Annotated in this window: 20 protein-coding genes; 18 read left to right on the top strand and 2 right to left on the bottom strand. The window is 34.2% G+C overall.

The features are described 5' to 3' along the window. The first annotated feature begins 137 nt into the window (after nucleotides 1–137). From aspS to H2650_RS02125, 17 genes are all read left to right on the top strand, one after another. A complete protein-coding gene (aspS, locus tag H2650_RS02205; RefSeq protein ID WP_188049122.1) occupies nucleotides 138–1,883 on the top strand; it encodes an aspartate--tRNA ligase in 1,746 nt (581 codons plus the stop codon). A 132-nt stretch (nucleotides 1,884–2,015) separates the two neighbouring features. Next, the gene (locus H2650_RS02200; RefSeq protein WP_007137066.1) at nucleotides 2,016–2,210 is read left to right on the top strand and encodes a cold-shock protein; all 195 of its coding nucleotides are present in this window, start codon (nucleotides 2,016–2,018) and stop codon (nucleotides 2,208–2,210) included. Nucleotides 2,211–2,450: 240 nt separating this feature from the next. Continuing rightward, the gene (locus H2650_RS02195) at nucleotides 2,451–2,816 is read left to right on the top strand and encodes an NADH-quinone oxidoreductase subunit A (RefSeq protein ID WP_188049121.1); all 366 of its coding nucleotides are present in this window, start codon (nucleotides 2,451–2,453) and stop codon (nucleotides 2,814–2,816) included. 97 nt (nucleotides 2,817–2,913) lie between these two features. Next, a complete protein-coding gene (locus H2650_RS02190) occupies nucleotides 2,914–3,462 on the top strand; it encodes an NADH-quinone oxidoreductase subunit B (protein ID WP_188049120.1) in 549 nt (182 codons plus the stop codon). Between the two features lie 3 nt (nucleotides 3,463–3,465). Next, nucleotides 3,466–3,987, top strand: coding sequence for an NADH-quinone oxidoreductase subunit C (locus tag H2650_RS02185; protein ID WP_188049119.1), 522 nt, complete (start codon nucleotides 3,466–3,468; stop codon nucleotides 3,985–3,987). A 31-nt stretch (nucleotides 3,988–4,018) separates the two neighbouring features. Further along, the gene (locus H2650_RS02180) at nucleotides 4,019–5,257 is read left to right on the top strand and encodes an NADH-quinone oxidoreductase subunit D (protein ID WP_188049118.1); all 1,239 of its coding nucleotides are present in this window, start codon (nucleotides 4,019–4,021) and stop codon (nucleotides 5,255–5,257) included. An 80-nt stretch (nucleotides 5,258–5,337) separates the two neighbouring features. Further along, nucleotides 5,338–5,868, top strand: a complete 531-nt coding sequence (locus H2650_RS02175) for an NAD(P)H-dependent oxidoreductase subunit E (protein ID WP_188049117.1) — start codon at nucleotides 5,338–5,340, stop codon at nucleotides 5,866–5,868. A 1-nt stretch (nucleotide 5,869) separates the two neighbouring features. After that, nucleotides 5,870–7,237 carry an NADH-quinone oxidoreductase subunit NuoF gene (gene nuoF, locus H2650_RS02170; RefSeq protein WP_188049116.1) on the top strand — a complete coding sequence of 456 codons (1,368 nt, stop codon included), beginning with the start codon at nucleotides 5,870–5,872 and terminating at the stop codon, nucleotides 7,235–7,237. Nucleotides 7,238–7,318: 81 nt separating this feature from the next. Then, nucleotides 7,319–8,368, top strand: a complete 1,050-nt coding sequence (locus H2650_RS02165) for a 2Fe-2S iron-sulfur cluster-binding protein (RefSeq protein WP_188049115.1) — start codon at nucleotides 7,319–7,321, stop codon at nucleotides 8,366–8,368. Beyond that, nucleotides 8,361–9,413, top strand: a complete 1,053-nt coding sequence (nuoH, locus tag H2650_RS02160) for an NADH-quinone oxidoreductase subunit NuoH (protein WP_188049114.1) — start codon at nucleotides 8,361–8,363, stop codon at nucleotides 9,411–9,413. The genes H2650_RS02165 and nuoH overlap by 8 nt, the downstream gene beginning before the upstream one ends. A 110-nt stretch (nucleotides 9,414–9,523) precedes the next feature. Beyond that, nucleotides 9,524–10,069, top strand: coding sequence for an NADH-quinone oxidoreductase subunit I (locus H2650_RS02155; protein WP_188049113.1), 546 nt, complete (start codon nucleotides 9,524–9,526; stop codon nucleotides 10,067–10,069). Further along, the gene (locus H2650_RS02150; RefSeq protein ID WP_188049112.1) at nucleotides 10,069–10,608 is read left to right on the top strand and encodes an NADH-quinone oxidoreductase subunit J; all 540 of its coding nucleotides are present in this window, start codon (nucleotides 10,069–10,071) and stop codon (nucleotides 10,606–10,608) included. The genes H2650_RS02155 and H2650_RS02150 overlap by 1 nt, the downstream gene beginning before the upstream one ends. Nucleotide 10,609: 1 nt before the next feature. Next, the gene (nuoK, locus tag H2650_RS02145; RefSeq protein WP_188049111.1) at nucleotides 10,610–10,930 is read left to right on the top strand and encodes an NADH-quinone oxidoreductase subunit NuoK; all 321 of its coding nucleotides are present in this window, start codon (nucleotides 10,610–10,612) and stop codon (nucleotides 10,928–10,930) included. Nucleotides 10,931–10,936: 6 nt separating this feature from the next. Further along, a complete protein-coding gene (gene nuoL / locus H2650_RS02140; RefSeq protein WP_188049110.1) occupies nucleotides 10,937–12,823 on the top strand; it encodes an NADH-quinone oxidoreductase subunit L in 1,887 nt (628 codons plus the stop codon). Nucleotides 12,824–12,831: 8 nt separating this feature from the next. Then, nucleotides 12,832–14,274: a NuoM family protein gene (locus tag H2650_RS02135; protein WP_188049109.1), complete on the top strand. Its 1,443-nt coding sequence runs from the start codon at nucleotides 12,832–12,834 to the stop codon at nucleotides 14,272–14,274. An 11-nt stretch (nucleotides 14,275–14,285) separates the two neighbouring features. Then, nucleotides 14,286–15,656, top strand: coding sequence for an NADH-quinone oxidoreductase subunit N (locus H2650_RS02130; protein WP_188049108.1), 1,371 nt, complete (start codon nucleotides 14,286–14,288; stop codon nucleotides 15,654–15,656). Between the two features lie 272 nt (nucleotides 15,657–15,928). After that, nucleotides 15,929–18,400 carry a zinc-dependent metalloprotease gene (locus tag H2650_RS02125; RefSeq protein WP_188049107.1) on the top strand — a complete coding sequence of 824 codons (2,472 nt, stop codon included), beginning with the start codon at nucleotides 15,929–15,931 and terminating at the stop codon, nucleotides 18,398–18,400. 91 nt (nucleotides 18,401–18,491) lie between these two features. On the opposite strand, the gene H2650_RS02120 is transcribed toward H2650_RS02125, so the two are convergent. Then, nucleotides 18,492–19,055: a 5-formyltetrahydrofolate cyclo-ligase gene (locus H2650_RS02120; RefSeq protein WP_188049106.1), complete on the bottom strand. Its 564-nt coding sequence runs from the start codon at nucleotides 19,053–19,055 to the stop codon at nucleotides 18,492–18,494. A gap of 11 nt (nucleotides 19,056–19,066) precedes the next feature. Beyond that, entirely contained in the window at nucleotides 19,067–20,050 is a 984-nt protein-coding gene (locus H2650_RS02115; RefSeq protein WP_188049105.1) for a succinylglutamate desuccinylase/aspartoacylase family protein, read from the bottom strand. A 131-nt stretch (nucleotides 20,051–20,181) separates the two neighbouring features. Between H2650_RS02115 and uvrC the strand changes: the two genes are divergently transcribed. Next, a complete protein-coding gene (gene uvrC, locus H2650_RS02110) occupies nucleotides 20,182–21,975 on the top strand; it encodes an excinuclease ABC subunit UvrC (RefSeq protein ID WP_188049104.1) in 1,794 nt (597 codons plus the stop codon). Nucleotides 21,976–21,986: the final 11 nt, after the last annotated feature.

The raw sequence follows: 21,986 nt of genomic DNA, 5'->3' as shown, positions 1-21,986 counted from the left end.
ATAAATAGTAAAGTATTTATAAGTAGTAATCTTAATTATATTTGTGATTATTCAGTGGTTTATCAAGAAGGTTTTAATTGATAGTTTAAAAGGCACTAATTTAAAAGAAAACACTATTTTTGCAAAAATTTTTAGCCATGTATAGAAGTCATTCCTGCGGAGAACTTACCGCCAAAAACATATCTCAAGAGGTTACACTTGCCGGTTGGGTTCAAAAATCGCGTGATAAAGGATTTATGAATTGGGTCGATTTGCGTGACCGTTATGGAATTACCCAATTAATTTTTGACGAAGGTCGTTCTAATAAAGAGGTTTTTGAATTGGCAAAAACATTGGGTCGTGAGTTCGTTATCCAAGTAAAAGGAACTGTTATTGAGCGGGAAGCCAAAAACAAAAATATGACTACGGGTGATATTGAAATTTTAGTAACTGAATTAAATATTCTTAATGCCTCTCTTACACCGCCTTTTACTATTGAAGATGAAACGGATGGCGGAGAAGACATCAGAATGAAATACCGTTACTTGGATATTAGAAGAAATCCTGTAAAAAATAGCCTTCTTTTTCGTCATAAAGTAGCAATGGAAGTGCGTAAGTATCTTTCAGATTTAGATTTTTGCGAAGTTGAAACTCCTTATTTAATCAAATCTACTCCAGAAGGAGCAAGGGATTTTGTGGTTCCATCAAGGATGAATGAAGGGCAATTTTACGCTTTACCACAATCACCACAAACCTTCAAGCAATTATTGATGGTAGGTGGAATGGATAAATATTTTCAAATCGTAAAGTGTTTTCGTGATGAAGATTTAAGAGCAGACAGACAGCCTGAGTTTACACAAATTGATTGTGAAATGGCATTCGTTGAGCAAGAAGATATTTTAAATATTTTTGAAGGCTTAACCCGTCATTTATTGAAAGAAATAAAAGGAATAGAAGTAGATAAGTTTCCTAGAATGACATACGATCATGCCATGAAAACCTATGGAAATGATAAGCCAGACATTCGTTTCGGAATGGAATTTGGTGAATTGAATGAATTTGCACAACACAAAGAATTTCCGGTATTCAACGCAGCAGAATTGGTTGTTGGTATAGCAGTTCCTGGAGCAGGAAGTTATACCCGTAAAGAAATTGACGCTTTAATCGACTGGGTAAAACGTCCGCAAGTTGGTGCATCGGGAATGGTTTATGTAAAATGTAATGAAGATGGAACGTATAAATCTTCTGTAGATAAATTTTACGATCAAAATGATTTAACAAATTGGGCAAAAACAACAGGAGCTAAACCTGGCGATATGATTATTGTGCTTTCTGGTCCAGCTGATAAAACAAGAACACAACTTAGTGCTTTGCGTATGGAAGTTGCCACTCGTTTGGGTTTAAGAAATCCAGCTGAATTTGCACCATTATGGGTTGTTGATTTCCCTTTATTAGAGTTTGATGAAGAAAGTGGTCGTTATCATGCCATGCATCATCCATTTACTTCTCCTAAACCAGAGGATATGCATTTATTAGAAACGGATCCAGGAAAAGTTCGTGCTAATGCCTATGATATGGTTTTAAATGGAAACGAAATTGGTGGAGGTTCTATTCGTATCCATGATAAAGCTACCCAACAATTAATGTTTAAATATTTAGGTTTTACCGAAGAGGAAGCCAAAGCACAATTCGGATTTTTAATGGATGCTTTTCAGTTTGGAGCACCGCCACACGGGGGATTAGCATTCGGATTGGATCGTTTGGTTGCTATTTTAGGTGGTCAAGAAACCATTCGTGATTTTATAGCTTTTCCAAAAAATAATTCAGGAAGAGATGTAATGATCGACGCTCCTTCAAAAATTGATGAGTCACAGTTAAAAGAATTGCATATCAAATTAGTTTAGTTGTTGTTTGTCGATAAAATTTGTTAGAATGCATTGAAAATCAATATTTTTACAAAATAAAAAGGCTATATGGTATTTCGTATTATATTAAATATTACATTTGTCTCATTATAAATTATTATTACAATTACAATGCGTACAGGTACAGTTAAATTTTTCAATGAATCTAAAGGTTACGGATTCATTACAGACGAAGAAACAGGAAAAGACATTTTTGTTCATGCATCAGGAATCAACGCGGAAGAATTGCGCGAAGGTGATAGAGTAAGCTACGAAGAAGAAGAAGGAAGAAAAGGGAAAGTTGCAGCGAAAGTTGCAGTTATCTAATCAAAAAATTTATTTTTTGATAAAACATAAAAACGTTTCGATTTATTTCGAAGCGTTTTTTTTTGCGTTTAATTTAAATTTTCATTTTTTTTAAATTAGAAAACATTGCCTCTTATTTATAATCAATAAAAATTAGTCGGTTATTGTATTTTGGCCTTAACTAATACTTGTTTTTGGCTTGTGTTTTAAATAGTTGAAACCTATCTTTGTTGCTTATTTTTATTCAAAAAAACATACAATATGCAATCGGATCAAATAAATTATATCCCAATTTTAATGCAGTTTATTTTGGCTGTAGGGTTTGTTGTTGGTACTATATTGGTTTCAGGGAAGTTAGGGCCTAAGCGCTCTTCTGAAATTAAAGACAAAAATTTCGAATGCGGTATTGAATCCGTTGGAAATGCTAGAATTCCATTCTCTGTAAAATATTTTCTTGTTGCTATTTTGTTCGTTTTGTTTGATATCGAAGTGATTTTTCTTTATCCTTGGGCAATCAACTTCAAGGAGTTAGGCATGGAAGGTATGGTAAAAATGATAATTTTTATGATGTTGCTTTTGGTTGGTTTTTTCTACATAATCAAAAAGAAAGCACTCGAGTGGGAATAATTTAGCACTTCTTGAGTAAGTGTTTAAAATGAGAAATATTTGATTATTAATTCCGAATATGAAATTCGGATGTCTAATATCTGAAATCCAATATATAATGAGCAATTCTAAAGTAAATATGGTTGAGCCACCAGAAGGTGTTGTTGGTGAAGGTTTCTTCGCTACAAAACTAAATGATGTGGTTGGTATGGCTCGCGCTAATTCATTATGGCCGTTGCCTTTTGCAACTTCATGTTGTGGAATCGAATTTATGGCAACTATGGCTTCGCATTACGATTTAGCACGTTTTGGTTCTGAGCGTGTGAGTTTTTCTCCACGTCAAGCCGATATGCTTATGGTAATGGGGACAATTTCAAAAAAAATGGCTCCAATTTTACGTCAAGTATATGAACAAATGGCAGAGCCAAGATGGGTTATTGCTGTGGGAGCTTGTGCTAGTTCAGGCGGAATCTTTGATACCTATTCTGTTTTGCAAGGAATCGACAAAGTAATTCCTGTAGATGTGTATGTTTCAGGATGTCCTCCAAGACCAGAACAAATTGTAGATGGTGTCATGAAATTACAAGAATTAGTAAAAAGCGAATCTGTAAGAAGAAGAAGCTCTCCTGAGTATCAACAATTGTTGGCTTCTTATAATATTAAATAAATAATGGCTTTAGAAACGATACAAATTCAAGAGAAACTAAACCAAATATTTGGAGGAAATGTTTCTAATTACAATCAAGAAAAAGATATTTTTTCATTTGAAGTAACAGCAGATACGATTACTTCGGTAATTCTTTTTTTGAAAAATGATCCAGAACTTCGTTTTCATTTCTTAACCGATTTGTGTGGTGTTCATTATCCCGATAACGAGGTAAACAGACAATTTGTTGTTGTATATCATTTGCACAACTGGTATGAAAACAAACGTATAAAAATCAAAGCTTTTATTAGTGGAGAAAATCCTCAAATTAACACGATATCAAATATTTTCTTAAGCTCCAATTGGATGGAAAGAGAAACATTTGATTTTTACGGTATTGATTTTATTGGACATCCACAATTGAAACGTATTTTGAATATGGATGAAATGATATCTTTTCCGATGCGAAAAGAGTTTCCAATGGAAGATAGCGGAAGAACTGATAAAGATGACCGTTTCTTTGGAAGAACAACAGACAATTACTAAACAAACTATTATAATTTTTCACATTAAATAAATGTCAGAACTATTATTACCCCCAGAGCATCGTTATGCTAAAAGAATAAAAGAGCAACAAAATGAAGATGGAAGCGAGCTTTCGATTCTGAATTTGGGGCCAACTCACCCAGCAACACACGGAATTTTCCAAAATATTTTGTTGATGGATGGTGAGCGTATTCTTGAGGCTGAACCAACTATTGGTTACATTCACAGAGCGTTTGAGAAAATTGCTGAAAATCGTCCTTTTTATCAAGTAACACCTCTTACCGATAGGATGAACTATTGTTCTTCTCCTATTAATAATATGGGATGGTGGATGACATTAGAAAAATTATTAGATATTGAAGTTCCTAAAAGAGCACAATATTTAAGGGTAATTGTAATGGAATTAGCAAGAATTGCAGATCATATTATTTGTAATTCAATCCTGGGTGTCGATACTGGTGCGTACACTGGATTTTTATATGTTTTCCAATTTAGAGAAAAGATTTACGAAATCTACGAAGAAATTTGTGGAGCGCGTTTGACCACAAATATGGGAAGAATTGGTGGTTTCGAAAGAGATTGGTCGCCAGAAGCATTTAAGAAACTTGATATTTTTTTAGCAGAATTTCCTGCTGCTTGGCAAGAATTTGAAAACTTATTTGTTAGAAATAGAATTTTTATTGACAGAACTGTAAACGTGGGTGCCATTAGTGCTGAAAAAGCAATGGCTTATGGATTTACGGGTCCAAATTTACGTGGTTCTGGTGTTGATTATGATGTTCGTGTAGCTCAACCTTATTCTTCTTATGAAGATTTTGATTTCATAGTTCCTGTTGGGAAATCTGGTGATACTTATGACCGTTTTTGTGTTCGTAACGCAGAAGTTTGGGAGAGTTTAAGTATTATCCGTCAAGCATTAGATAAAATGCCAGAAGGAAATGATTTTCATGCTGACGTTCCAGATTATTATCTTCCTCCAAAAGAAGATGTGTACACAAGTATGGAATCTTTAATTTATCACTTCAAAATTGTAATGGGCGAAGTTCCTGTTCCGGTTGCTGAAATATACCATCCTGTTGAAGGGGGTAATGGTGAATTAGGTTTTTATTTAGTAACTGATGGAAGTCGTACCGCTTACAGGTTACATTTCCGTAGACCTTGCTTTATATACTATCAAGCTTATCCTGAAATGATCAAAGGTGCTTTGCTTTCTGATGCAATAGTTATTTTGTCAAGTTTGAATGTAATAGCAGGAGAATTAGACGCTTAAAAGATTTTTGATTGCTTCGCCAGTTCGCCTTTCAGGCTCGGGTGTTGAATAACGATTTTTGATTCAGATTTAAAAAGAAAATGGAAAGAACACATTACAAACAGGAAATAAATTTGACCGAAACATTGATGAATCGAATCAATGAATTAATCAGTCATTATCCTGAAGATAAAAGAAAATCAGCTTTATTACCGGTTTTGCATGAAGTTCAAGATGCACACGATAATTGGTTGAGTATTGAATTAATGAACAAAGTAGCCGAAATTATTCAAATTAAACCAATTGAGGTTTATGAGGTAGTTTCGTTTTATACGATGTACAATCAAAAACCAGTTGGGAAATATATGTTCGAATTCTGTACAACATCACCTTGTTGTTTGAATGGAGCAGAGGATTTAATGGATTACACCTGTGAAAAACTTGGAGTAAATCCTGGTGAGACAACAGCTGATGGGAATTTTACAGTAGTAGGTGTTCAATGTTTAGGTGCCTGTGGATATGCTCCAATGATGCAGTTAGGCGATTTTTATAAAGAGAATTTGAACGAGGAAAAAATTGACCAATTAATTGCTGATTGCAAAAATGATAAAATAATAGTACACGATAAATAATATGTCACAAAAAATATTATTAGATAAAATAAACGTTCCGGGTATAAAAACCTATGATGTTTACCGTGCAAACGGAGGGTATGCTTCGGTAGAAAAAGCATTGAAAACCTTGACTCCTGACGAAGTGGTTGAAGAAGTGAAAACTTCTGGATTACGTGGCCGTGGTGGTGCTGGATTTCCTGCTGGAATGAAGTGGAGTTTTATTGATAAAAAATCAGGAAAACCAAGACATTTAGTTTGTAATGCTGATGAATCTGAGCCGGGAACTTTCAAGGATCGCTATTTGATGGAATTTATTCCTCATTTATTGATTGAAGGTATGATTACTTCGAGCTATGCATTAGGAGCAAACCTATCGTATATCTACATTCGTGGAGAGTACATGTGGGTTTATAAAATACTAGAAAAAGCCATTAACGAAGCTAAAGCTGCTGGATTCTTGGGTAAAAACATATTAGGCTCAGGATACGATTTAGAACTTTATGTTCATTGTGGAGCTGGAGCCTATATTTGTGGTGAAGAAACTGCCTTAATAGAATCATTAGAAGGAAAAAGAGGAAATCCTCGTATCAAGCCACCATTTCCTGCTATTTCGGGTCTTTGGGCTAATCCTACTGTTGTAAATAACGTAGAAACTATTGCTACGGTACCTTGGATTATCAATAATTCAGGTGCAGATTATGCAAAAATTGGTATTGGTCGTTCTACGGGAACCAAATTAATTTCAGCTTCAGGACATGTTAAAAATCCTGGCGTTTACGAAATTGAATTGGGTTTAAGTGTTTATGAGTTCATGAATTCTGATGAATATTTAGGCGGAATGAGTTCTGATAGACCTCTAAAAGCTTTCGTGCCAGGAGGAAGTTCTGTTCCTGTGTTACCTGCTAATTTAATTTATAAAACGGCAAACGGTGAAGATCGTTTGATGACTTATGAGTCGTTGAGTGACGGAGGTTTTGCGACAGGTTCTATGTTAGGTTCAGGAGGTTTTATCGTTTACAACGATACTGCTTGCATTGTGCGTAATACATGGAATTTTTCTCGTTTTTACCACCATGAAAGTTGTGGTCAATGTTCTCCTTGCCGTGAAGGTACAGGATGGATGGAAAAAGTATTGCATAGAATTGAGAACGGTCACGGACGTGAAGAAGATATCGAATTGCTTTTGAGTATTCAAAGTAAAATTGAAGGAAATACAATTTGTCCTTTAGGTGATGCAGCGGCTTGGCCAGTAGCGGCAGCGATTCGTCATTTTAGAGAGGAGTTCGAATATCACATTCGTTTCCCAGAAAAGATAAAAAATAGAGATCACTTTGTTGCGGAACCTTTTTCTACGGTTAAGCATTTAATGGGTATTCAAACAGTTTAAATTAGTTTCAAGTTTTAAGATTTTTGGTTTTATCCTAGAAGATAAATATTTAAATCTTAAACTAAAAAAACAAAAAGATAAATGAAAGTAACAATAGACGGACAGTCGATAGAAGTAGAACCAGGAACAACAATCCTGCAAGCGGCACGTATGATAGGTGGAGAAGTAGTTCCGCCCGCAATGTGCTATTATTCTAAACTAAAAGGGAGCGGTGGTAAATGCCGTTGTTGTTTGGTAGAAGTTGCTAAAGGAAGCGAAGCTGATCCAAGACCAATGCCAAAATTAATGGCCTCTTGTGTTACCGGTTGTATGGACGGTATGGAAGTAAATAGCAAATCTTCTGAAAGAGTTCAAGAAGCTAGAAAATCAGTAACAGAGTTTTTATTAATAAATCACCCATTAGATTGTCCTGTATGCGACCAAGCTGGTGAATGTGATTTGCAAAATTTAAGCTTCGAACACGGGAAATCAGAAAGCCGTTTCATAGAAGAAAAAAGAACATTTGAACCAGAAAATATTGGTGAAAATATTCAACTGCACATGAATCGTTGTATTCTTTGTTATCGTTGTGTAATGGTTGCAGATCAACTGACTGATGATCGTGTACACGGAGTTATGGATAGAGGAGATCATTCTAATATTTCAACTTGTATTTCAAAAGCAATTGACAATGAGTTTTCTGGAAACATGATTGATGTGTGTCCGGTAGGAGCGTTGACCGATAAAACCTTTAGATTCAAATCTAGAGTTTGGTTCAACAAACCTTATAACGCACACAGAGATTGTGATAAATGTTGTGGAAAAACTACTGTTTGGATGTTTGGTGACGAAATACAACGTGTAACGGGTAGAAAAGATGAGTTTCATGAAGTAGAAGAATTTATTTGTAACGGTTGCCGTTTTGATCATAAAGATGTTGCAGATTGGACTATAGAAGGACCAAGAGAATTTGAAAAAGATTCGGTTATCAATCAAAATAACTATACTAGAAAGTTAGAGAAAGTTGAGATTGCTACTGAAGAAAATATATTACTAGGTAGAGAAGAAGACCGTAAAAAAATAAGTATGGCCGAAATTCCATTGACTGAAGAGGATATTATTAATCAGAAAAGTTTAGGCAATAATGGATAGTACTATTATTATAGAAAAAAGTGTCATAATTGTTGCGGTTTTTGCTTTAACAATGTTAATGGCGATGTATTCTACATGGGCAGAACGTAAGGTTGCTGCTTGGCTTCAGGATCGTGTTGGTCCTAATAGAGCCGGCCCTTTTGGATTGTTTCAGCCACTTGCTGATGGTTTAAAATTATTCTCAAAAGAAGAATTTGAACCTAATACACCTAACAGATTTTTGTTTTTTGTAGGTCCAGCAATTGCTATGAGTACCGCTTTGATGACCAGTGCTGTTATTCCATGGGGAGATAAATTGCATTTGTTTGGAAGAGATATTTTATTACAAGCTACGGATTTGAATATTGGTTTGTTGTATTTTTTCGGAGTAGTATCTGTAGGAGTATATGGTATAATGATTGGAGGTTGGGCTTCTAATAATAAGTTCTCATTGATGGGTGCAGTTCGTGCTGCATCTCAAATGGTTTCTTATGAAGTTGCTATGGGACTTTCGATGATTGCTTTATTGATGATGACAGGAACCTTAAGTTTAAGAGAAATTTCGGCACAACAAGCTGGGATGAATTGGAATGTTTTTTATCAACCATTGTCTTTTGTGATCTTTTTAATATGTGCTTTTGCTGAGGCAAATAGAACTCCTTTTGACTTAGCGGAATGCGAAAGTGAATTAATTGGTGGGTATCATACAGAATATTCTTCTATGAAAATGGGATTTTATTTATTTGCTGAATATGCTAATATGTTTATCTCATCCACTATTTTAGCTGTTTTATTTTTTGGAGGATATAATTATCCCGGAATGAGTTGGGCAGTTGAAAATTGGGGTGTAAATATTGCCAATGTTTTAGGATTTGGTGCTTTGTTTATCAAATTATGCGGATTTATATTTTTCTTTATGTGGGTTCGTTGGACTATTCCAAGATTCAGATACGATCAGCTAATGCATTTGGGTTGGAGAATATTAATTCCGTTGTCTATCATTAATATTATGATAGTTGGAGTTGTAATTTTGAGAGCAGAAATTTTTGCATATTTAGGATTTTAAGTAGTACCGAAAAGCCCTAGCCCTGATAGTAGTGAAAATCCTTTTTTTTCGCGGAGCGAATAAAAAAATTGCAACGAATAGCAGGAATAAGCTTCAAATAAAAATAAAAAATGTCAATAGAAAGTATATCCTTATCGGGAAGAAAAAAACTAGTCTCTAATAAGGAGATGAATTTTTGGGAGAGAATGTATCTTATTGCAATTGTCAAAGGCTTGATAATTACAATTCAGCATTTATTCAGAAGAAAAGTAACGATTCAGTACCCAGAGCAAGTGCGAACTATGAGCCCTGTTTATCGCGGACAACATCAATTAAAGAGAGATGAGCAAGGTCGTGAGAATTGTACGGCTTGTGGATTATGTGCTTTATCATGTCCTGCAGAAGCGATCACCATGAAGGCTGCTGAACGTCACGTTGATGAAAAACATTTGTACAGAGAAGAAAAATATGCAGAGATTTATGAAATAAACATGTTGCGTTGTATCTTTTGTGGTTTGTGTGAAGAAGCGTGTCCAAAAGATGCTATTTATTTGACTACTTCTAAAGTACTAGTTCCTTCTAGTTATGAAAGAGAAGATTTTATTTATGGAAAAGATAAATTGGTCATGCCATTAGATATTGCAATGAAAAATGCTCAATTAAAAAACGTTAAGTAATGATTCATATACCCGATTTTGCGAATGCAACTGCCGTTCAAATTATATTCTGCATTTTAGCATTTATAACATTATTAACAGCTTTCCTGACCATTTATAGTAGAAATCCAATACATAGTGCTATCTATTTAGTAATTTGTTTTTTCTCTATTGCAGGTCATTATTTATTGCTGAATGCTCAATTTTTAGCAATTGTTCATATTATTGTTTACTCCGGTGCGATAATGATTTTGTTTTTATTCACGATAATGTTAATGAATTTAAATGAGCAAAAAGAAGTGCACAAACCTAGAATTACAAGATTAGGTGCGATTGTTTCATTTTGTTTGATATGCTTGGTTTTGATAGCTATTTTTATTAATTCTAAACCTATTGTTGGTGAATATACTGCTACTGGTGAAGATTATCAATCTATTAAAGTATTAGGAAAAATACTGTTGAATGAATATATGGTTCCTTTTGAATTTGCTTCTATTTTACTTTTAGTTGCGATGATTGGTGCTGTGTTATTGTCTAAAAAAGAAAAAATAGAAAAGTAATATGAACAATATTTTAAATCAAATAGGTATTGAAAACTATATTTTCCTAAGTGTCATACTTTTTAGTATTGGTGTGTTTGGAGTTTTATATAGACGAAATGCCATTATCGTATTTATGTCAATTGAAATTATGTTGAACGCAGTGAATCTTTTGTTCGTCGCTTTTTCTACCTACCATCAAGATGCTGAGGGACAAGTTTTTGTTTTCTTCTCTATGGCGGTTGCAGCAGCAGAAGTTGCGGTGGGATTGGCTATTCTAGTTTCTATTTTTAGGAACTTAGGTTCTATTACAATTGATAATTTAAAAAACTTAAAAGGATAAACTATAATGAATACGAATTTAGCTTTACTCTTATTATTAGCTCCTTTTTTAGGGTTTTTAATTAATGTTTTCTTCGGTAAAAGTTTAGGAAAAACGGTATCTGGAATAATTGGTACACTTGCTGTTTCGGTTTCTTTTGCGGTAACACTTTATTTTTTCAGTCAAATATCAGCTTCTAAGCAAGCAATCCAAATTCAATTATTTGATTGGATTCAAATCAGTAATTTTAAAGTTGATTTTGGTTTTTTATTAGACCAGTTATCTGTTTTATGGTTGCTATTTGTTACAGGAATAGGATCTTTGATACATTTATATTCGATCAGTTACATGCACGATGATGAAAAGGTGCATAGTTTTTTTGCCTATTTAAATCTGTTTGTTTTCTTCATGATTACCCTTGTAATTGGAAGCAACTTATTAGTAATGTTCATCGGTTGGGAAGGTGTAGGTCTTTGTTCTTACTTATTGATTGGGTTTTGGTATAAAAACCAAGACTTTAATGATGCGGCGAAGAAAGCTTTTATCATGAACAGAATTGGAGATTTAGGATTGTTGGTTGGTATTTTTATTGTGGGTATGTTGTTTAATACGTTAGATTTTACCGCATTAAAAACAATCTTTCTTACGGGAGGTATAGAAGATAAAGTGACCATGATTTCTGTTGCGGCTTTTGCTTTATTTATTGGAGCTTGTGGTAAATCAGCTCAAATACCATTGTACACTTGGTTGCCGGATGCAATGGCTGGTCCAACACCAGTTTCAGCATTAATACATGCTGCGACAATGGTAACCGCTGGTATCTTTATGATTACTAGAATGAATTTCTTATTTGATATTACTCCAGATGTTCAAGCCATAATTGCTGTAGTTGGTGCAGTTACTGCATTATTTGCTGCAACTATAGGACTTGTTCAAAATGATATCAAAAAAGTTTTAGCTTATTCTACGGTTTCTCAATTAGGATTGATGTTCTTGGCTTTAGGTTTAGGTGCTTATGAAGTGGCTGTTTTTCACGTAATCACACACGCTTTCTTTAAAGCTTGTTTGTTCTTGGGTTCTGGTTCTGTAATTCACGCTTTAGGAGGAGAACAAGATATGCGTAATATGGGTGGTTTGAAAAAAGCGATGCCTATTACTTTCGTGACAATGTTAATTGCTTCTTTAGCTATTTCTGGAGTTCCATTATTTTCAGGTTTTTTCTCTAAAGATGAAATTTTATTAGTGGCTTTCCATCATAATATTCCTCTTTGGGTTATTGGTTCGGTAGCCTCTATCATGACTGCTTTCTATATGTTCAGATTGATGTTTTTAACTTTCTTCAAAGAATTTAGAGGTACAGTAGAGCAAAAACATCATTTGCATGAAAGTCCGTCTTTAATCACTATTCCTTTAATTGTTTTAGCAATTTTTGCAACTGTAGGTGGTTTGATTAGTTTACCTGGAAATAGTTGGCTAAATGAATATTTAACTCCTATTTTGCCAAAATTAGCTAATGCTGAACACCATTTAGGAAATACGGAATATATGTTAATGGCTATCGCAGTTATTGGTGGTATAGTAGGTATAGGTTTAGCTTATGCAAAATATATTAAACAAAATAGTGTGCCATCAACTGATGCTGCAATAACTGGTTTTTCTAAAGTGCTTTACAATAAGTATTATATTGACGAAATTTACGATGCCATTATTGTTAAGCCAATAAATATTTTATCGGTTTTCTTTAGAGACACGGTAGAAACAAGTTTATCTGCTTTAGTTTTTGGATTTGGAAAAGTTACTAACGAAATAAGTTATCAAGGGAAGAAACTACAAACCGGAAGTATTGGTCTGTATCTTTTTGCCTTTGTAATTGGGCTTTGTGCCATTGTTTCCTATTTATTTTTAGCTCAATAATATATACTATGAATGTATCTCTAATATTAATTATACTTTTTGTCGGTGCCTTAGTGACATTTCTCTCAGGCGATAAACTAGCTTCTAAAGTAGCGTTGTTCTTTGGATTGGCTGCTGCAGGTTGCTCAATTGTATTATTAAACCATTTTAATTTAGGTGAAAATATTAGTTTCATCTCTCAATGGATCACTAAACCGAATGTTTCTTTTGCTTTAAAAGCTGATGGACTTTCCTTAGCAATGGTTTTGCTAACCACTATTTTAACTGCAATTATTACTTTTTCTTCTTTTGGGAATGAATATAAAAATGCAAAATCATTCTATGCTTTAATCCTTTTCATGTCTTTTGCCATGGTGGGAACTTTTTTAGCAAGTGATGGTTTGTTGTATTATATATTCTGGGAGTTGTCTCTTATTCCTATTTATTTCATTGCTTTAGTCTGGGGTAATGGAGATGTAGAAGAACGTAGGAAAGCAGTTGTAAAATTCTTTATTTATACTCTTGCAGGTTCTTTATTTATGTTGGTTGCTTTTGTTTATTTATATCAAAAAGCAGGAAGCTTCTTAATTGAAGATTTATATAAAGTAAACTTATCTGCTACGGAACAATTATGGATCTTTTTAGCTTTCTTTTTAGCGTATGCAATTAAAATTCCTTTGATTCCCTTTCATACTTGGCAAGCTAATGTGTATCAAAAAGCACCAACAGTTGGAACTATGCTTTTGTCTGGGATTATGCTTAAAATGGGATTGTACAGTATCATTCGCTGGCAATTGCCTTTAGCTCCAGCAGCAGCGCATGAATACAAGTATATTTTTATTGCAATCGGATTAGCAGGAGTTATTTACGGTTCTATAGTAGCATTAAGACAAAGAGATTTAAAAAAATTACTAGCCTATTCCTCTCTAGCTCACGTTGGGTTGATTGCTGCCGGGACTTATACACTTACTCTTGATGGATTGCGTGGGGCTGTTCTGCAAATGATTGCGCACGGTTTTGTAGTTGTTGGTTTGTTTTATGTTGCTGAAATTATTTTCCGTAGATATGAAACTAGAGTAATTGCTGAAATGGGTGGTATTCGTTCACAGACACCAAGATTTACCTCGATGTTTTTAATTTTAGTAATGGCCTCTATTTCATTGCCAGCTACTTTTAACTTTGTTGGTGAGTTCACTGTTTTATATAGTTTATCTCAAATCAATATTTGGTTTGCTGTTTTAGGAGGAACTACAATTATTTTGGGAGCTTATTATATGCTGCGAATGTTTCAACATGCGATGTTGGGGGAAACGAATTCCAAAGTTTTTGCAGATGTAACGATTAATGAAGGGATAACATTGGTAGTAATAATTGCCGTTTTGTTGTTTTTCGGTATGTTTCCAAAACCAATATTAGATTTGATCACACCAAGTCTTGAAGAAATTTTAAATCAAATTAATAGAATCAACTAGTCAGATAAAAAATGAATACATTAATAGCTATAATAGGATTAGGTGTTTTATGCCTTTTATTTGAAATTTTTAATTTTACAAAAGCCATAGTGCCCATAACAATCGTTGGATTGTTAGCAGTTTTAGGCTTAACAATTTCCGAATATAATTCAACAGAAAGTTATTATAACAATATGATTGTTGTAAGTAAGTTTTCTACAACATTTTCGTCTTTGTTTATCGTACTTACTATTTTCTTAGTGGGTTTAAGTCATAACTTTTATGAAAAACACCAATCAAAGATTTCGGATTATATTGCAATAAAAATATTTTTACTTGCTGGTTCAGTAGCTATGGTTTCTTTTGGAAACTTAGCAATGTTCTTTTTAGGAATAGAAGTTTTATCAATTGCACTTTATGTTCTTGCAGCAAGTGACCGTTTAAATTTAAAAAGTAACGAAGCTGGAATGAAATATTTCTTAATGGGATCTTTTGCCTCTGGTATTATTCTTTTTGGGATCTGTATGATTTATGGTGCTATGGGAAGTTTTGACGTAAGTGATATCAGTGCGATGTCGCAATCTGCAGAATTACCAATTTGGTTTCCTATCGGAATTGTTTTAGTTACTATTGGAATGTTATTTAAGATTGCAGCAGTACCTTTTCATTTCTGGGCTCCGGATGTTTATGAAGGTTCTCCAACGATGACTACTGCTTTAATGAGTACTTTGGCAAAAGTGGTCGCTATGGCAACATTATACAAATTGCTTTCTGTTATGAATGCTGATATTTCTGAGTCTTTCAAAATTGTTGTAGTTGTTATTTCTATTGCTTCGATGACAATAGGAAATATTATGGCATTGCGTCAAAATAATGTAAAAAGAATGCTTGCCTTTTCGGGTATTTCACATGCTGGATTTATGTTGATGACCTTACTAAGTTTGTCTACTTCTGCGGGAAGTTTATTATACTATGCTTCGGCTTATGCACTTGCCGGTATAGCTGCTTTTAGTGTAATTATATATGTTTGTAAAAACAGAGACAATGAGGACATTGTTAATTTTCATGGATTAGGAAAAAACAATCCTTTATTAGCAGCTGTTTTAACGGCATCTTTACTTTCTATGGCTGGTATTCCAATATTTGCAGGATTCTTTGCTAAACTGGTGTTATTTAGTCAAACAATTGAGTCTGGGTATTTAGTTTTGGTTATCGTTGCCGTAGTTAATTCAATTATAAGTGTGGGGTATTATTTCAAACTAATTTTAGCGATGTACACTAAAGAACCAAACGAAGAAAAGAAAGCAACACCATTCGTTATTTATGCAGTTGCAGTTGTTGCCATTGTTTTAAATATTGCTTTAGGATTGTTTCCTTCTTTGGTATTGGATTTATTGCCTTAAATTTATTTTCTTCCTAATATTAAAAACCATCAAGTATATTCTTGATGGTTTTTTTATTTACACTTTTCAGTAAATTGAACGGCACTTTTCTTTTTGCAATCCAGATAAATATGATATTGGTTATTGTAATAGCTACTATACTCTGAATGAAAATTGTGGTTCATTAAATAAGATGCTACGTTTGTTAATCATAAGTTAATTTTTTATGGATTTGTAAATGTTCTAACGCTAAAATTTATTTTTGGAAAACTATAACCATTAAAAAATAATAAATGAAAAAGTTTTTTATTTTGACCGCTGTTACTTCAGTTTTGTTAATTCCCACTACTCAATTTGCTCAATCAAGAAAGGAAAAGGAGAAGTTAGCACAAACTAATGTACCAGTACCCGAAAAAAAACCAGAAACTACCATTAAGGAATATGGAAAAGTGATCACTAAAGATGCAAAGTCAGATGATGGGCTTTTCACTGTCCACAAAGTAGATAAGAAATACTATTTTGAAATTCCCAATAAACTCCTAGACAAAGACATGCTTTTAGTAAGTCGTCTTTCAAAACTGCCTTCTGATTTAGGCGGCGGTTATGTTAATGCTGGTTCTGAAACGAATGAGCAATTAGTGGTTTGGCAACGTTTTCAAGATAAGGTTATCTTAAAAGTTAAATCGTACACCGCTGTGGCTGATCCTAGTTTGCCAATCAGTCTCTCGGTTAAGAATAACAATTATGAACCTGTTTTATTTGCCTTTGATATTGTAGCTTTTAGTACCGATACTGAAAATACGGTTATTGATGTTACTAAGTTTTATAGCACAGATGTAAAAGCAATAAGCGGTTTGTCTGCTGCAATGAGGGAAACTTATAAAGTGAAAGGATTGGATGATTCCCGAAGTTTTATTACGGCAATGAAAAGTTTTCCTATGAATATTGAAGTGGTTCAAGATTTTACTTATAATGCTTCAAATCCGCCAGTAATGAAGGATGCCGAAACAATCAGTATACAAATGAACCAATCGATGATTTTGTTGCCTGAAGTTCCTATGACTCCTAGATTAGCAGATCCTAGAGTAGGTTGGTTTACAATGGATCAAATAGACTACGGAAGTAATGAGTTAAAATCAGATAGTAAAACCTTTATTCGTCGTTGGCGATTAGAACCCAAAGATCCAGAAGCGTATGCTAGAGGAGAATTGGTAGAGCCCATAAAACCAATCGTTTATTATTTAGATCCAGCAACACCAGAAAAGCTACGTAAATACATAAAGCAAGGAATTGAAGAATGGCAAAAACCATTTGAAACGGCAGGTTTTAAAAACGCAATCATTGCCAAAGATCCGCCAACTAAAGAAGAAGATCCTGATTTTAGTCCAGAAGATATTCGTTATTCTGTAATTCGTTATGTAGCTAGCACTACTCGAAACGCCGTTGGACCAAGTGTTTCTGATCCTAGAACAGGTGAAATTATTGAGAGCGACGTTATTTGGTATCACAATCATTTGCGTTCGTACAGGAACAGGTATTTGTTAGAGACTGGAGCGGCGAATCCTTCTGCCAGAACTTTAAATACTTCTGATGAAGAAATGGGCGAAATGATGCGTTTTGTCATTGCGCACGAAGTAGGTCATGCTCTCGGTTTTCCGCATAATATGGGAGCGAGTAGCGCTTATAATGTAGAAAGTTATAGAAATGCCGATTTTACACAGAAATACGGAATTGCAGCAAGTTTAATGGATTATGCTCGTTTTAATTATATTGCTCAGCCTGGCGATAAAGGAGTTCGTTTCATTCGCCAAATGGGGCCTTATGATCACTATGCTTTAAATTGGGGATATCGAGTGATTCCAAATGCGACTAGTCCAGAATCAGAAGTACCTACATTAGACAAATGGATTTTAGAAAAAGCGGGAGATTTAAACTATAAGTTTGGTAAACAAAGTAGTTCTTTTGACCCAACCTCACAAACGGAAGATATTGGGAATAATTCGATGAAAGCGAGTACTTATGGACTCAAAAATTTGGAATATGTGGCTTCGAATTTGTCAAAATGGACAAGTGATGTTACCAATAATTATGAGGATTTAGAAGAACTTTACAAAGAAATGCTGGATGTTTGGGGTAGATATGTAGGTCATGTTGTGACGAATGTGGGTGGTGTGTATGAAAACACTAAAAAACCCAACCAACAAGGAAGTATTTATGATGTTGTACCAAAAGTAAAACAGCAAGAAGCCATGCAATGGTTGCAAACGAATGCTTTTGCTTCTCCAACTTGGTTAGTGAATATTTCAACATTAAAAAACATTAATTATTCGGGATATACAGAACGTTTCAGAAGTTTACAAGTAAGACATTTGAATACTATTTTGAGTTTTGATCGCATAGGAAGACTTATGGATGCTGAAATATTAGGAGCTAATAATTATACAGCTTCTGATATGCTTCAGGATATGCGAAAAGGAATCTGGAAAGAAGCTACTGCTGCCTCCAATGTTACTATCTATCGTAGAAACTTGCAACGTGCTTACATTGAAAGAATGGCTTTTTTAATGAATGAGGAAATAAAAGTAGGAACATCAAGAGAATACTACAATGTTTCTCAATCGGATATAAGAGGTTTAGTGAGAGGGCAATTAAATGCTTTGAAAGCAACATTAGTAGTGGCGAAAAGTGGAGCTGCTAATGCAGAAACAAAACTCCATTACCTAGACTGTATCAAGAGAATTGAGAAGATATTAGATCCTAAATAACATTAATTTAATCTAAAATAAAAGGAGCTCGATGTTACATCGGGCTCCTTTTATTTAATTTTTTTCTGTATTCAAATTGCTGAAAAATTTATTAAAACTTATAAATCTTATCTGGCGTCACACAATAATCCAAAGGTACATCATCCTCAAAAACATCTTCAATTAAATCTTCAGCCTCAAAGTAGGATAGTCCAATTTTAATTGTTTCGGGTTTACATTCTGATAGAAATTTGTCATAAAATCCTTTTCCGTAGCCTACTCGATGTCCTTTCTTGTCAAAGGCTAAAAGTGGTACAAAAACCACTTCTATTTTATGTGATGGAACTTCAATACCGTCAACAGGTTCTGGAATGTTGTATTCATTTTTTTTAATTTTTGTATTATCAGTCAACAGAAAGTGGGACATATTTCTAGTCTCAAAATCGCTTTTAGATATTATAATTTCCTTGTCTTTTCCAGAAAGTAAATGTAAAATAAATTCGGTATTCAGTTCATGATGTTCTGTTATTGGTAAAAAAATATGAAAATAGGTTTTCTCCCAAATGGGAAGTGTCAGTAATTTATTGGCAACAGCCAAACTCATTTCCTCTGTTTCATTTTCGGAAAGCTGTTTTCGTAAGGCTTTGTATTTTATTCTTAATTCTGTTTTTTTCATTTTAATAATTTTTATTCTCCTTCTTCAGCATCAAAAACATTCGATAAATGATAAATCGCATCTCCTTCATAAACAATTGGCGAATGATTAGCATTGATAACATATCCGTCGTTGGGTGCTTTTACTTTTCGTTCAAATTTACCATAAGGATCAGTTATAATAGCGAGAATAGTTCCTTTTTTCACAAATGATCCTACCGTATTATTATCGTGTAATAAACCAGAACATTTGGCTCGTAACCAACCCGACTTTTCGATGTAAATAGTATCGGATAATTGTTTTGGAACAGTATGTTTAGGATCTAACATGTCTAAATGTGATAATAATCTTTTGGCTCCATTTACACCTTCCTCTGCAATAGAGGTATTAATATCTAGAGATTTCCCACCTTCAAACAGTAGCATTTTTACATCCATTCTTTCGCTTGCGTTTCTAAAAGAACCAATAATGTTTCTAGAATATAAGGTAAAAGGAGCATTAAAAACGTCAGCTAGAATTTTTAAATCTTCATTATTATGAGCGATTCTAATTTGTGGTGCATTAAATCGGCTGGCTCCTCCGGCATGAAAATCGACGGCGTAGTTTACCAATGGCATGATTTGAGCCAGAATATGAAAGGCAAATCGACTCGCTAATGATCCCGCTTTGCTTCCAGGGAACACTCGGTTTAAATCTCGCCCATCAGGAAATTCTCTTGATTTATTAATAAAACCATAAACATTAATTATAGGGATGCAAATGACGGTTCCTCTTTTAGGTTTGTTAATTTTTTTGCTAATGAGTTGTCTTACAATCTCAACACCGTTTATTTCATCGCCATGAATGCCCGCCGAGAAAAGGACAATAGGTCCGTCAAACTTGGAGCGACGAACAATAATAGGCATGTTCAGTTTGGTAGTATTGTGCAAACGGGCAATTTCTACATTGATCGTCTTGCTTTCTCCGGGATTAATCGTTTCACCAAAAAGAGTGATAGGAGTCGTGTTAATTTTCATCATAAGTTCTTGAAAAGCTAAAAATAACTATAATAACCAATTAGGAACTAAAATTCGTGTAAAATTTTTGTCCTCATTATTTATCAAGATTTTAGTTTGTATTTTGTAATTTTAGAGATTAACTTTGTTAGATGAATCCAGCAACTTTAGCCCTTCAAATCCAGACTTTGCCAGACAATCCCGGCGTATATCAATATTATGATAAGGATGGTAAAATTTTGTATGTTGGCAAAGCCAAAAATTTAAAAAAAAGAGTTTCTTCCTATTTCAATAAAATCCATGATACGGCCAAAACGAATGTACTGGTAAAGAAAATTGTTACCATAAAACACATTGTTGTTCCTACAGAAACCGATGCGCTTTTACTAGAAAATAATTTAATTAAAACCTTACAACCGCGTTATAATGTGTTGTTGCGCGATGACAAAAGTTATCCTTGGTTGTGTATCAAAAAAGAACCTTTCTCCCGTATTTTTGCTACAAGAAGAATGGTCAAAGACGGCTCTGAATATTTTGGACCTTATACGAGTTTCAAAACCGTAAGCACTATTTTAGAATTGATTAAGGAGTTGTATCCGTTGCGAACTTGCAATTATGATTTAAGTAAAAGCAATATCGAAAGCGGCAAATTTAAAGTTTGTCTCGAATATCATATTGGTAATTGCATGGGACCATGTGAAGGTCACGAGACCTTAGAAAATTACCAAAAACAAGTAGATGCTATTCGAGAGATTTTGAAAGGAAATTTCAAGGAAAGCATGAAGGATTTTAAGCGCGTTATGACAAATCTTGCAGCTGATATGCACTTTGAGGAAGCGCAGAAAATCAAAGAGAAAATCGAAATTCTCGAAAATTACCAATCCCGATCAACTATTGTAAATCCAAAAATCACCAATATCGATGTTTTTTCAATCGTTTCTGATGAAAGTGCCGCATATGTTAACTTCCTTCAAATCTCTCATGGTTCGATTATTCGTTCGCACACTATGGAAATCAAAAAGAAATTGGATGAAACCGATGAAGAATTATTAGAACTCGCCATTATAGAACTGCGCGAGCGTTTTCATTTATTGTCTCGCGAAATTGTAGTTCCCTTTGCAGTTGAAGTAGGCGAAAATGTAAAAGTTACCGTTCCGCAATTAGGAGATAAAAAGCAAGTGCTTGATTTATCCATTCGGAATGCTAAATTCTACCGAATCGAACAACTCAAACAATTGCAAATTGTAGATCCAGATCGTCATACCAAACGCATTATGGCGCAAATGCAAAAAGACTTGCGTTTGCCTGTAGAACCGCGTCATATAGAATGTTTTGATAACTCCAATATTCAAGGAACAAATCCTGTGGCCGCTTGTGTCGTTTTCAAAGATGGAAAACCAAGCAAGAAAGATTACCGTCATTTTAATATAAAAACAGTCGAAGGTCCAGATGATTTTGCCTCTATGACCGAGGTAGTCTACAGACGTTACAAAAGATTGCTCGACGAAAACGAACCCCTACCTAATTTAATCATTATTGATGGAGGAAAAGGCCAATTGTCTTCAGCTCTCAAGAGTATTGATGAATTGGGTTTGCGAGGAAAAATAACCGTAATTGGTATTGCAAAACGTCTCGAAGAGCTATTTTATCCGGGGGATTCTATTCCGTTATATCTAGACAAAAGATCTGAAACCTTAAAGATTATTCAACAATTGCGAAACGAAGCGCACCGTTTTGGAATCACACATCATCGAGATAAAAGAAGTAAAGCGGCCCTAAACTCTTCTATAGAGAGCATTCCCGGAATTGGTGAGAAAACAATGTTGACTTTGATCCAGCACTTTAAAAGTGTTAAAAGATTGAAATTAGCCACTGAAAAAGAAATTTCTGACGTTATAGGTGTGTCAAAAGCCAAAAAAATTGTCGAATTTTACCAGAATAATTAATTCTTTTCTTT

Source organism: Flavobacterium sp. GP15, from assembly GCF_014281985.1.
Classification (GTDB): domain Bacteria; phylum Bacteroidota; class Bacteroidia; order Flavobacteriales; family Flavobacteriaceae; genus Flavobacterium; species Flavobacterium pygoscelis.
The sequence above is the reverse complement of the archived record's forward strand: the minus strand, read 5'-3'. Positions and strand labels throughout refer to the sequence as shown.

Excerpts from the sequence above, each read along its gene's own strand:
- aspS (WP_188049122.1), top strand. The coding sequence starts at position 138 with ATGTATAGAAGTCATTCCTGCGGAGAACTTACCGCCAAAAACATATCT.
- H2650_RS02200 (WP_007137066.1), top strand. The coding sequence starts at position 2,016 with ATGCGTACAGGTACAGTTAAATTTTTCAATGAATCTAAAGGTTACGGA.
- H2650_RS02195 (WP_188049121.1), top strand. The coding sequence starts at position 2,451 with ATGCAATCGGATCAAATAAATTATATCCCAATTTTAATGCAGTTTATT.
- H2650_RS02190 (WP_188049120.1), top strand. The coding sequence starts at position 2,914 with ATGAGCAATTCTAAAGTAAATATGGTTGAGCCACCAGAAGGTGTTGTT.
- H2650_RS02185 (WP_188049119.1), top strand. The coding sequence starts at position 3,466 with ATGGCTTTAGAAACGATACAAATTCAAGAGAAACTAAACCAAATATTT.
- H2650_RS02180 (WP_188049118.1), top strand. The coding sequence starts at position 4,019 with ATGTCAGAACTATTATTACCCCCAGAGCATCGTTATGCTAAAAGAATA.
- H2650_RS02175 (WP_188049117.1), top strand. The coding sequence starts at position 5,338 with ATGGAAAGAACACATTACAAACAGGAAATAAATTTGACCGAAACATTG.
- nuoF (WP_188049116.1), top strand. The coding sequence starts at position 5,870 with ATGTCACAAAAAATATTATTAGATAAAATAAACGTTCCGGGTATAAAA.
- H2650_RS02165 (WP_188049115.1), top strand. The coding sequence starts at position 7,319 with ATGAAAGTAACAATAGACGGACAGTCGATAGAAGTAGAACCAGGAACA.
- nuoH (WP_188049114.1), top strand. The coding sequence starts at position 8,361 with ATGGATAGTACTATTATTATAGAAAAAAGTGTCATAATTGTTGCGGTT.
- H2650_RS02155 (WP_188049113.1), top strand. The coding sequence starts at position 9,524 with ATGTCAATAGAAAGTATATCCTTATCGGGAAGAAAAAAACTAGTCTCT.
- H2650_RS02150 (WP_188049112.1), top strand. The coding sequence starts at position 10,069 with ATGATTCATATACCCGATTTTGCGAATGCAACTGCCGTTCAAATTATA.
- nuoK (WP_188049111.1), top strand. The coding sequence starts at position 10,610 with ATGAACAATATTTTAAATCAAATAGGTATTGAAAACTATATTTTCCTA.
- nuoL (WP_188049110.1), top strand. The coding sequence starts at position 10,937 with ATGAATACGAATTTAGCTTTACTCTTATTATTAGCTCCTTTTTTAGGG.
- H2650_RS02135 (WP_188049109.1), top strand. The coding sequence starts at position 12,832 with ATGAATGTATCTCTAATATTAATTATACTTTTTGTCGGTGCCTTAGTG.
- H2650_RS02130 (WP_188049108.1), top strand. The coding sequence starts at position 14,286 with ATGAATACATTAATAGCTATAATAGGATTAGGTGTTTTATGCCTTTTA.
- H2650_RS02125 (WP_188049107.1), top strand. The coding sequence starts at position 15,929 with ATGAAAAAGTTTTTTATTTTGACCGCTGTTACTTCAGTTTTGTTAATT.
- H2650_RS02120 (WP_188049106.1), bottom strand. The coding sequence starts at position 19,055 with ATGAAAAAAACAGAATTAAGAATAAAATACAAAGCCTTACGAAAACAG.
- H2650_RS02115 (WP_188049105.1), bottom strand. The coding sequence starts at position 20,050 with ATGAAAATTAACACGACTCCTATCACTCTTTTTGGTGAAACGATTAAT.
- uvrC (WP_188049104.1), top strand. The coding sequence starts at position 20,182 with ATGAATCCAGCAACTTTAGCCCTTCAAATCCAGACTTTGCCAGACAAT.